General features: G+C 48.6%; 8 protein-coding genes. All 8 read right to left on the bottom strand.

What is annotated here, in order from left to right; all coding sequences use genetic code 11:
* Window positions 1–212: 212 nt before the first annotated feature.
* Window positions 213–3,458, bottom strand: coding sequence for a fused isobutyryl-CoA mutase/GTPase IcmF (gene icmF / locus HOP45_RS04815; protein ID WP_181347774.1), 3,246 nt, complete (start codon window positions 3,456–3,458; stop codon window positions 213–215).
* 18 nt (window positions 3,459–3,476) lie between these two features.
* Entirely contained in the window at window positions 3,477–4,112 is a 636-nt protein-coding gene (locus tag HOP45_RS04810; protein ID WP_181347773.1) for a TetR/AcrR family transcriptional regulator, read from the bottom strand.
* The gene (gene meaB / locus HOP45_RS04805) at window positions 4,109–5,053 is read right to left on the bottom strand and encodes a methylmalonyl Co-A mutase-associated GTPase MeaB (RefSeq protein WP_181347772.1); all 945 of its coding nucleotides are present in this window, start codon (window positions 5,051–5,053) and stop codon (window positions 4,109–4,111) included. Before meaB ends, HOP45_RS04810 begins: the two co-directional genes overlap by 4 nt.
* A 15-nt stretch (window positions 5,054–5,068) precedes the next feature.
* Window positions 5,069–6,211 carry an acyl-CoA dehydrogenase gene (locus HOP45_RS04800; protein WP_181347771.1) on the bottom strand — a complete coding sequence of 381 codons (1,143 nt, stop codon included), beginning with the start codon at window positions 6,209–6,211 and terminating at the stop codon, window positions 5,069–5,071.
* Between the two features lie 21 nt (window positions 6,212–6,232).
* Entirely contained in the window at window positions 6,233–7,378 is a 1,146-nt protein-coding gene (locus HOP45_RS04795) for an acyl-CoA dehydrogenase (protein WP_181347770.1), read from the bottom strand.
* A 25-nt stretch (window positions 7,379–7,403) separates the two neighbouring features.
* Window positions 7,404–8,258: a 3-hydroxybutyryl-CoA dehydrogenase gene (locus tag HOP45_RS04790; RefSeq protein WP_181347769.1), complete on the bottom strand. Its 855-nt coding sequence runs from the start codon at window positions 8,256–8,258 to the stop codon at window positions 7,404–7,406.
* 30 nt (window positions 8,259–8,288) lie between these two features.
* Entirely contained in the window at window positions 8,289–9,476 is a 1,188-nt protein-coding gene (locus HOP45_RS04785) for an acetyl-CoA C-acetyltransferase (protein ID WP_181347768.1), read from the bottom strand.
* Window positions 9,477–9,596: 120 nt separating this feature from the next.
* Complete coding sequence (locus tag HOP45_RS04780; protein ID WP_181347767.1) at window positions 9,597–11,732, bottom strand: heterodisulfide reductase-related iron-sulfur binding cluster; 2,136 nt, start codon at window positions 11,730–11,732, stop codon at window positions 9,597–9,599.
* Window positions 11,733–11,794: the final 62 nt, after the last annotated feature.

Here is an 11,794-nt window from a genome sequence, read left to right as displayed (position 1 = left end):
AGGCGTAGCCTGAGGAAGCTCACCCCATGCCCACGGAAAGCGATCCGTTTTCCCATCAAGCATCCGCATACACAAAAGGCTCGAAACGGAGTCTTCCACAATAGGGGGCTTTAGTTGAATTAGCCCACTATATAAAAATGAAGAACTTCCATAAAATTGGAAGTTCTTTTTTGTTAGTAATATCAACACTAAACTTTAACAGAAAAGGAGTCCTACATATTACGACGGTACTGGCCGCCGACTTCATATAGGGCATGCGTTATTTGACCCAGACTGGCGACTTTTACGGTTTCCATCAATTCCGCAAATACGTTTCCTCCGCTGCTTGCAACCTCTTTCAAACGTCTGAGGCCTGCTTCTGCTTCAGATTCATGCGCTTTTTGGAAATTGCGAAGCTCGGTGATCTGGTGCTCTTTTTCTTCTTTAGACGCACGCGCTAACTCCATGGAATTGACGTCATCTTCCGACGTAGGATTCGGATTGATATAGGTGTTCACGCCGATAATCGGCAATTCGCCGGAATGCTTCTTCCCTTCATAATACAAGGATTCTTCTTGAATTTTACCGCGTTGATACTGGCGTTCCATGGCGCCAAGCACCCCGCCGCGGTCATTGATCCGTTCAAATTCCTGTAAAACGGCTTCTTCCACCAGGTCGGTCAATTCTTTGATGATGTAAGAGCCTTGCAAGGAGTTTTCATTCTTAGTGAGTCCAAACTCTTTGCTGATGATCATTTGAATCGCCATAGCCCGGCGTACGGATTCTTCACTTGGCGTTGTAATGGCTTCATCATAGGAGTTGGTATGCAAGGAATTACAATTATCCTGGATCGCAATCAACGCTTGAAGGGTCGTCCGGATATCGTTAAAATCGATTTCCTGAGCATGGAGCGAACGACCAGAGGTTTGAATATGGTATTTCAGTTTCTGGCTGCGTTCATTCGCGCCATATTTATTCTTCATGACGATGGCCCAAATTCTGCGGGCGACACGCCCAAGTACGGTATATTCCGGATCAAGGCCGTTGGAAAAGAAGAATGAAAGATTCGGCGCGAACTTATTGATATCCATACCGCGGCTCAAATAGTATTCCACATACGTAAAGCCATTGGCTAATGTAAAAGCGAGCTGGGATATCGGGTTAGCCCCCGCTTCTGCGATGTGGTAGCCGGAAATGGAGACAGAATAATAGTTTCGTACTTGATAATCGATAAAGTATTGTTGAATATCCCCCATCATCCGCAGGGCAAATTCGGTTGAGAAGATGCACGTGTTCTGTCCCTGATCTTCTTTCAAAATATCCGCCTGCACCGTACCCCGAACAACGTGAATAGTCTCCTCCTTGATCCGCTGCGCTTCTTCAGCATTCGGCTGGCGGCCTTGCTCCTCTGTGAATTTATTCAACTGTTGATCGATCGCGGTGTTAAAGAACATGGCCAAAATAATCGGCGCAGGTCCATTAATCGTCATGGAAACCGACGTGGTGGGATCAATCAAGTCGAAGCCTTCATACAGTTTCTTCATATCTTCTAATGTACAGATGTTTACGCCGCTCTCCCCGACTTTCCCATAGATATCAGGGCGTTCATTCGGATCTTCTCCGTAAAGGGTCACCGAGTCAAACGCAGTGCTTAGTCTTTTAGCGTCATCTCCGTGGGATAAATAGTGGAAGCGGCGATTGGTGCGCTCCGGCGTTCCTTCCCCGGCGAATTGACGTTTCGGATCTTCGCCTTTTCGTTTGAATGGAAAGACCCCTGCAGTAAATGGAAAAGCACCGGGAACGTTTTCCTGCAACAGCCATTTTACGCGGTCTCCCCAGTCGGCATACAACGGCAACGCCACTTTCGGAATCTTTAATCCTGAAATGCTTTCTGTATTCAAGTCCATCGTTATCTCTTTATCTCGGATCTTGAATGTATACGTATCGCCGCTGTACCGCTCATGAAGGCCCTCCCAATCGTCCAATTTAGCTTTGGTATCAGCATCCAATGCTTGTTCATAATCGGCGATTTTCTGCTCTAATGTCTGCTTAAGGTCTTCATCTTCCACCACTTCAGCCGTGCCGGTGAGCTGATATAATTTCCGCGCTTTATCCGCCTGTTTTTCCGCTTCATCATGATAGTCACGGACAGCTAACGAAATGTCTCGCAAATATTGCTTGCGCTCGTTAGGAATGATCACATTTTGCTTTTTCACGTCTGTGGTACGTTCAAAAGACGTTTGCTCATCCCAACCGTACTGTTCATTCAGCTGATCGACAATAGCTGCAAACAAGGTGTTGGTTCCTGAATCATTGAACTGACTTGCAATGGTGCCAAACACCGGAAATGCGGCCTTTTCTTCATGAAACAGCATATGGCTGCGTTCATATTGCTTGCGCACTTGATTCATCGCATCTTCCGAGCCTTTTTGTTCAAATTTATTAATGACGAGGAAATCAGCGAAGTCGATCATATCAATCTTCTCCAGCTGGGATGGCGCACCGAATTCAGCCGTCATGACGTACATGGACATGTCGCTCACATCCGTGATGGCAGCATCCCCTTGCCCGATTCCGCTCGTTTCAATAATCACCAAATCGACCCCGGCCGCTTTGGCTACGTGGATAGCGTCATCCAATGCTTGGGAAAGTTCTGATCGGGACCCCCGTGTCGCAAGCGAACGCATATAAACGCGTGGATTGTAAATGGCGTTCATGCGAATGCGGTCGCCCAGTAAAGAGCCCCCCGTTTTCTTCTTAGTGGGATCGATGGAAAGAATAGCAACTTTCTTATCGGGAATCTCGTTAATGAAACGGCGGATCAATTCATCGGTAAGGGAACTTTTCCCGGCTCCGCCTGTACCCGTGATGCCGAGGACAGGCACGGTTTTGGATGACGTCTGCTCGATCGCTTTGTCAAACTGATCGACAGCCTCCCGTTCTTCCTTAGGCGTATTCTCAACGTAGGTGATGAAGCGTGCAATCGCCTGATCGACGCCATTGGTCAACTGTTCGACTTCTGCTTTGACGTTGATCGGCGGGATGAAATCACATTCTTCTACCATCTGATTGATCATGCCCTGAAGGCCATATTCCCGGCCATCTTCTGGTGAAAAGACGCGCGCCACGCCGTAGTCGTGAAGTTCTTTAATTTCACGCGGAATAATGACACCGCCGCCTCCACCGTAAACACGGATGTGGCCAGCCCCTTTCTCATTGAGCAAGTCGACCATATATTTAAAATATTCGACGTGACCGCCCTGGTAGGACGAAATGGCAATCCCTTGAGCATCCTCTTGAATCGCCGCGGTCACCACTTCTTCCACTGAACGATTATGACCAAGGTGAACTACTTCGACGCCAGTCGCTTGTAAGATGCGGCGCATGATATTTATGGATGCATCATGGCCATCGAACAAACTGGCTGATGTGACAAAACGAACCGGATTTTTCGGTTTATATACGTGAGGTTGTTCCATCGTTTACCCCCTCCTTCTTTATGAAGTCTGTTCTTCAGACGTAATTTCAACATTTAACCCATGCAGGAGCAGATTAATCTGTTTCTCACTGTATTCGGCAAGAGTGAAGTCTTTCTGTAAAATCCAGCGTCTGAAGCCCCACATTTGACCTTGAACAAAAATATTATTGGCGACAAGTGTGGTTTCAGCAGCCGGGAGCGCCCGGTTTGTGCTGTTGGCAATCACTTGTTCTAACATCGCCACCATGTCTTTCTCTTTTTGCAAAACGTATTCTTGTGCATCACGCGACAGAGCCTTGACCTCCTGGTACATGACCACGACTTCTTCTTGAAGTTCATCCATCAATTCAAAGTACGAGGTCACGGCATCAATCAGGCTTTCCGATGTTGTTTGGCGGGTATCAATCACCATGGTCATCCGATCTTTCACCCGTTCATAAATGGAATCACACACGAGAAACAAGACATCTTCTTTCGTCCTGATATATTCATATAACGTTCCGATGCTGAACCCCGAAGCTTTTGCTATCTCCCGCGTCGTCGTTTTATGAAACCCTTTTACTTTAAATAGTGAGACGGCTCCCCTGATCATCTGATCCCGTCTTTTTTCAACTAATGCTTCATCTTTTATGGAAGAATGAACATTCTTTTTCATTGGCGAGGTCCCCTTTCCTTCCAATCCTTGAACCAGCGGCGCGCCAGCTCATAGGGGTCAGCTTGCGAATCGTTCAGGAGTTGCTGTTTGGCCGCGTCATGCTCAATAGCGCGCTCGACATCACGCCAGATTTCTTCTCGGATCAAATCATAGACCTCCAGCTTCAGCTGTTGTTTACGCCTGTTCGCACCTTGATCCGTGCCATACAGAAAGCCCTGGTGTTCCTTGAACTGCTCCCATAAGGCGGCCATCCCCTTGTTTTCTGTTGAAACGGTCTCAACGATCGGAGGCTGCCATCCCTTGGGATCCGCGATCATCATGTATTCCTGCAGAGTCGTTTTCAGCCGGGCGACACCGGGATAATCCGCTTTGTTAATGATAAACAAATCCGCGATCTCCATAATCCCTGCTTTGAAAATCTGCAACACATCGCCACTGTTGGGTGTCAGGACCAAGCCGGTTGAATCCACCACTTTCATGATGTCTAACTCTGATTGCCCGACCCCGACTGTTTCGACTAGGACGACATCAAATCCGAAAGCATCACAGACGCGAATGGCATCCTTAGAAGCTCGAGCCAGGCCGCCAAGGTTGCCGCGCGTCGCCATACTTCGAATGAAGATGCCTGGGTCGGTAAAATGCTGCTGCATCCGTGTCCGGTCGCCTAGCAATGCGCCGCCGCTGAAGGGACTCGTGGGGTCCACAGCAATGACAGCGACGGTCAATCCCTGCTCCCGTAAGTAGGTGAGCAACCGATTGATCAAGGAACTTTTCCCCGCTCCCGGCGACCCGGTGATGCCGATGTGATGGGCCTGGCGGGAGAAGGAAAAGATATCGCTCATCAGCGTCAGTTTTTCTTCTGTCTCACTTTCAACCAGCGTAATCGCCTTAGCGAGCGCGCGAATATCCTGATGATGAATGCGTTCAGCCAGCGGATGCATAGGCAGCCGTCCTTTCTATTCTTTCGTCAGCATGCGGCCGATGACGAGGCGTTGAATTTCGTTCGTACCTTCATAAATTTGCGTAATCTTGGCATCCCGCATATAACGTTCGACTGGGTAATCTTTCGTATAGCCATAACCCCCATACACTTGAACTGCTTCCGTGGTAATCCGCATCGCAGCATCTCCGGCATGCAGTTTGGCCATGGCCGAAGCTTTGGCGTACGGCAGGCCTTGTGATTCCAGATAAGCTGCTTGATACGTGAGCAAGCGTGCTGCTTCCGTTTCCGTTGCCATATCGGCCAGTTTAAAGGAGATACCTTGATGCTGAGCGATCGGACGGCCGAATTGTTCGCGTTCCTTGGCGTAATTGACTGAAGCATCAAGGGCCCCTTGCGAAATACCGAGCGCTTGAGCCGCAATGCCGTTTCGTCCGCCATCCAGTGTCATCATGGCGATTTTGAAGCCTTGTCCTTCGTCGCCAAGCAAGTTCTCTTTCGGGAGTTTACAATTTTCGAAAATCAACTCTGTCGTCGGTGACGAGCGGATACCTAATTTTTTCTCTTTCTTGCCGAATGTGAAGCCTTCGATCCCTTTCTCCACGATAAACGCACTGATGCCCTTGTTACCCGCTTCCGGGTCGGTTTTGGCAAACACGATATACGTATCAGCGACGCCGCCATTGGTAATCCATACCTTGCTGCCATTCAAGACATAATGCTCACCGTCCCATTTAGCCTGGGTTCTCATGGAAGATACGTCACTGCCGGCTCCCGGCTCGGACAACGCATAAGCTCCCAGTTTTTCACCCGAAGCAAGCGCCGCTAAATGGGTTTGTTTCTGCTCTTCATTTCCAAACGCATAAATCGGCCAGCTCGCAAGTGAAATATGTGCAGATAACGTCACGCCTGTTGAAGCACAAACCCGTGAGAGCTCTTCAACTGCAATGACGTAGCTGAGGAAATCCGATCCAATACCGCCGTATTCTTCCGGCCACGGGATGCCCGTCAAACCAAGCTCAGCCATTTTGTCAAAAATCTCTCGATCAAAACGTTCTTCTTCATCACGTTCAGCCGCCGTTGGTTCGACCTCATTCTTGGCAAAGTCGCGCACCATTTTACGCAGCATCTGTTGTTCTTCCGTTAATTGAAAATCCATCTCCGTGTTCCCCCCATTTTATTAGGCCTTCAATAAATGCTTGCTGATCACCAAGTGTTGAATTTCACTGGTACCCTCATATATTTCACAAACTTTTGCATCGCGGAAAAACCGTTCAACTGGATAATCCTCTGTATAACCGTAGCCCCCATGAACTTGGACAGCTTCTATTGCGGCATTCACTGCCGTTTTAGAAGAGAACAATTTGGCCATGGAAGCTTCTTTACCCCCTGGAAGTCCTTTTTCTCTTAAATGAGCAGCTTGATAGACAAGAAGCTTGGCTGCTTCCACGCGGGTGCCCATATCGGCGAGTTTGAAGGCTATCCCCTGATGTTGCGCAATTGGTCGACCGAACTGCTCCCTTTCTTTAGCGTAGTTCACGGAATGCTCCAGTGAAGCTTCCGCTATGCCGAGTGCTTGTGCGGCAATACCGATACGGCCGGCGTCAAGATTAGCCATGGCAATCTTAAACCCTTCGCCTTCTTGCCCAAGCAACTGCTTGGCAGGGACTTTGCAATTATCAAAACTAAGCGGTACAGCACTCGAACCATGGAGCCCCATCTTTTTCTCAGGTTTACCGATCTCAAGCCCTAGCGTATCTCTCTCTACAATGAAGGCGCTCAAGCCATCGGCCCCTTTCTCTACCGGATTCGTTCGGGCGAACACAATGAATGAATCCGCCGCCCCACCGTTCGTGATAAATACCTTCGATCCGTTCAAGACGTAATGATCCCCTTCTTTAACTGCTCGCGTTTTCAAACTGCCCGCATCGGAACCAGAAGAAGGTTCAGTCAAAGCGAATGCGCCCAGCATCTCGCCGCTTGCGAGTTTAGGCAGATACGCTTGCTTCTGTTCTTCTGTTCCAAAATATAAGATCGGATTCGTGCCGACGGATGTATGAACGGACAAGATGACCCCGAGCGTCGCACTGACCTTTGATAACTCATGAATGGCAATGATATACGAGGTGAACCCCATTTCGGCACCACCGTATTTTTCTGGAATCGGAATGCCCATAAGACCGAGCTCCCCCATACGTTTTACGAGCTCAATCGGGAAACGGTCTTCCTTTTCCATGCGTTCGATCTCTGGTACGACTTCTTTCTCTGCAAAATCTCGCACCATCTTACGCATCATGTCCTGTTCATCTGTAAACGTTATATCCATTTCCGACCCCCACCTTTTTCTATGTTTATTGCTCGTAGCTGTAAAAACCTCTGCCAGATTTTTTACCGATCCAGCCTGCTTTTACGTACTTTCTGAGCAATGGGCAAGGTCGATATTTGCTATCGCCAAATCCGTCGTGAAGGACTTCCATAATGTACAAGCACGTATCGAGACCGATAAAATCAGCCAGGGTCAGCGGTCCCATCGGATGATTCGTTCCGAGTTTCATGACGGTATCCACATCCTCCGGGCTGGCCACCCCTTCATACACGGTGTAGATCGCCTCGTTGATCATCGGCATCAAGACACGATTGGAGACAAAGCCCGGAAAATCATTGACCTCTACTGGTGATTTATTCACTTTCTTCGCGGTATCTTCAATCACCTGATACGTCTCGTCACTCGTTTGAAGCGCGCGAATAATCTCAACGAGCTTCATAACGGGAACAGGATTCATGAAATGCATGCCGATCACTTGAGACGGTCTCGTCGTTGCCGCCGCAATTTCAGTAATGGGAAGTGATGATGTGTTGGTCGCTAGAATCGTGTGTGCAGGTACGATGTCATCAAGCTGCTTGAAAAGTTTGGTTTTTACGTCCATATTTTCGACAACAGCTTCGATAACTAAATCGCACGCCCCGGCGTCATTCATATCCGTGGTGCCTGATAGATTCTGCCACGCTTGTGATTTGTCTTGTTCAGATAACTTCCCTTTTTCCACGGCCCGATCCAAGCGTTTTTCAATACCGGATAAGCCTTTAGTCAAAGCATCCTCTGCTAAATCATTCAGTTTAACTTCGAATTGGTTTTGGGCGAACACTTGGGCAATCCCTGCCCCCATCTGTCCGGCACCGATCACCATGACTCGATTTATGGCCATATGACGAACTCCTTCCTGTATGTGAGACTGTTACTGCTGGGGAACTTTTAACAAGACAGCGTCTCCCTGTCCTCCGCCGCTGCAAATGGCTGCGATTCCCAGGCCGCCGCCGCGTCGTTTCAGCTCATGAATTAATGTTAAGATGATTCTCGCGCCGCTTGCTCCGATCGGATGACCAAGTGCCACAGCACCGCCATTGACGTTCACCTTCTCGTGATCCAATCCTGCAATTTCTCCACTGGCCAGCGACACCGCTGCGAACGCTTCGTTCACTTCAAAGAGGTCGATCTCATCAATAGCATGACCGGATTTCTTAAGCAGCGCATTGATAACCAACCCTGGTGTTTTCGGAAAATCCTGCGCTTCGACCGCCACTTCCTCATGAGCTAAGATCGTCGCCATAGGCTCTGCTCCGATTTGTTCGGCCTTTTCATCAGACATTAACAGCATCGCGCACGCTCCATCATTGACTCCAGGGGCATTGCCTGCCGTAATGGTTCCCTTAGGGTCAAACACAGGACGCAAGTTAGCCAAAGCTTCAACCGTCGTATCTTTGCGCGGTGCTTCATCAGTATCGACGACAACCGGATCCCCTTTTCGTTTCGGCACTTCAACGGGAACGATCTCTTCAGCCATTCGACCTGATTCGATGGCTTCGGCTGCGCGCTGATGGCTGCGATACGACCATTCATCCTGTGCTTCACGCGTGAGCTTGTAATCTTCCGCCGTTCTATTTCCGTAATTCCCCATATGAACGCCTTCGAATGAACACGTCAATCCGTCATGCACCATCATATCCTTAACCGAAGCATCTCCCATGCGCAGACCCCAGCGTGCTTTAGGCATGAAATACGGCGCATTGCTCATGCTTTCCATACCGCCTGCTACTATGACATCTTCATCACCGAGACGAATGAATTGATTAGCCATAGTCACACTGCGCATGCCGGAAGCGCACACTTTATTGATCGTTTCTGTTTTGATATCCCATGGAATGCCAGCTTCTCTCGCAGCCTGACGGGAAGGGATCTGCCCCTGGCCGCCTTGCAGCACACTGCCCATGATGACCTCATTGACGTCCGCCGGGTTGTACTTCCCTCTTGCAAGCGTTTCTTTAATGGCGATGCCTCCTAACTGAGAAGCCGTCAAAGCACTTAAGCTTCCTCCGAATTTACCAAAAGGCGTCCGGGCACCTGCTACGATTACTGTTTTTCTCACACTAACTCCTCCTTTATTATGTTAACGCTTTCAATTAACACGATTGAACGCTCGCTCAATATATACCCATAAGGAAAGTGTACATAAAATTCTGTACACTTTCCACAAATTTTTCAAATATCAGGCTGTTTTTTCCTGTTTTTGCGTAAAGATTGACTTCGCTAAAATTTCTGCAATGTCCATTGTATCGACTGTTTCGTCGACTTCTTTCGCTTTCGTCCCATCCGATAGCATGGTGAGACAGAATGGGCACCCGCTCGAGATCATCGTCGGATCGGTCTCCATTGCTTGTTCAGTCCGAGCGACGTTGACACGGTTGCCTGATTTCTCTTCCATCCACATCATACCACCACCGGCGCCACAGCACATGCCGTTCTCACGATTACGCTGCATTTCGACTACCTTGACACCCGGAATCATCTCCAGCACCTCACGCGGCGGCTGGTAAACCTCATTGTAACGTCCAAGGTAGCAGCTGTCATGATAAGTGATCGTTTCATTCACTTCAGCTTCCGGCTTCAGCAGCCCCTCTTTCAACCATTGCGAAAGCATTTCGGTATGGTGATAGACCTCGGCTTCAAATCCGAAATCAGGGTATTCATTTTTGAAAATGTTATACGCATGCGGATCGATCGTAATGATTTTCTTAACATCATGTTTCTCGAATTCTTTGATATTCTTCTCAGCCAACTCCTGGAACAGGAATTCATTGCCCATGCGGCGGGCAGTATCACCTGAGTTCCCTTCTTTATTACCGAGAATGGCGAATTTGATGCCTGCTTCATTCATCAGCTTGGCAAATGCCATCGCAATCTTTTGACTGCGGTTGTCGTAGGAGCCCATGGAACTAACCCAGAACAAGTAGTCGAAGTCTTCTCCTTCTTTCTTCAACTCTTTGATCGTCGGAATGCGCACGCCCTCTTCAGCAGCGTCGCGCCAATCTTCCCGGTCTTTTTTCGAAAGCCCCCAAGGGTTCCCTTGACGCTCGATATTCGTCATCGCACGTTGAGCATCCGGATCCATTCGGCCTTCAGTCATGACGAGGTAACGACGCAAATCAATGATTTTGTCTACGTGTTCGTTCATCACCGGACACGCGTCTTCACAGTTCCGGCACGTCGTACAAGCCCACAGCTCTTCTTCTGTAATTACATCACCGATCAAACTGGAGCCGTTCGTGCCCTCGGCTGCTGCAGCTGCTTCTTCACTGCCTTGAGCCTGAGCCATTTGTGCTAATTGATTGCCTTCTTTATTTGAGAAAGCATACGATGGAACCCACGGGGTCTGGCCCGTCACAGCGGCTCCTTTTTCCGTCAGCTGATCACGTAATTTAATAATCAAATCCATAGGTGACAGCATTTTACCCGAGCCTGTCGCCGGACACACATTCGTACAGCGGCCGCATTCCACACAGGCATAAAAGTCGATCATTTGCAGCTGATCGAACTCTTCAATTTTGCCGACACCAAATGAAACATCCTCTTCGTCTGTTTCGTCATCGATATCAAAATTAAGCGGCTTCAGCTTCCCTGGTGCGTCACGGCGGCTCAAGAATGTGTTGACTGGAGCCGCGATCAAGTGAGCGTGTTTAGATTGAGGCACATAAACCAGGAATGTAAGTAAAATTAACAGGTGAATCCACCACATGACGAAAAACACTGTGGCAGCAGCGACTGACGGCAGCCATCCGAAAGCATTTGCAATTAAGGTTGCAACGGGTTCCGTCCAGGCACCTTCATGCCCATGCCAGATCAGCCCCATGCCGTTTCCGATCAGGACCGTCGCCATTAACGTTCCGATGAAAACCAATACCAGCCCGGCTTTAAAACCACGCTTGAGCCTGACCAATTTCTCAACATAACGGCGGTAAAACGCCCAAATGACCGCCACAATAATCGTCAGCGTCACGATTTCCTGGAAAAAGGTGAAGCCAGGATAAAACGGCCCCAACGGTAAGTGGGAATTCGGCGCCAACCCTTTCCAAATGAAATCAATCGCCCCAAACTGAACGAGTATAAATCCATAAAACATCATGACATGAATCGCGCCTGATTTTTTATCTTTTAATAATTTCTTTTGTCCAAATACATAAATCCATATTTTCTTCAGGCGTTCTTTGATCGCCCCGTCGAACTCAACTTTACGCCCCAGCTTGATATAGGCAATTCTTGTCTGTACCACACGCACAAACAGATACAGGCCGTATATCGTGACAGCAACGAATAAAACCCAGTTCAACAACAGTAACGTGTTCATCTGTTAACCCCCTCGTTGTATTTCACGGACTCGTCCGTGAGTCTCCCCCTCCAAAATTTGTG

The organism is Thalassobacillus sp. CUG 92003, assembly GCF_013618635.1.
Classification (GTDB): Bacteria; Bacillota; Bacilli; order Bacillales; family Halobacillaceae; genus CUG-92003.
This window is presented reverse-complemented; position numbering and strand designations above follow the sequence as displayed.

Bases quoted from the DNA above. Each gene is read 5' to 3' on its own strand.
- icmF (WP_181347774.1), bottom strand. From the start codon at position 3,458: ATGGAACAACCTCACGTATATAAACCGAAAAATCCGGTTCGTTTTGTC.
- HOP45_RS04810 (WP_181347773.1), bottom strand. From the start codon at position 4,112: ATGAAAAAGAATGTTCATTCTTCCATAAAAGATGAAGCATTAGTTGAA.
- meaB (WP_181347772.1), bottom strand. From the start codon at position 5,053: ATGCATCCGCTGGCTGAACGCATTCATCATCAGGATATTCGCGCGCTC.
- HOP45_RS04800 (WP_181347771.1), bottom strand. From the start codon at position 6,211: ATGGATTTTCAATTAACGGAAGAACAACAGATGCTGCGTAAAATGGTG.
- HOP45_RS04795 (WP_181347770.1), bottom strand. From the start codon at position 7,378: ATGGATATAACGTTTACAGATGAACAGGACATGATGCGTAAGATGGTG.
- HOP45_RS04790 (WP_181347769.1), bottom strand. From the start codon at position 8,258: ATGGCCATAAATCGAGTCATGGTGATCGGTGCCGGACAGATGGGGGCA.
- HOP45_RS04780 (WP_181347767.1), bottom strand. From the start codon at position 11,732: ATGAACACGTTACTGTTGTTGAACTGGGTTTTATTCGTTGCTGTCACG.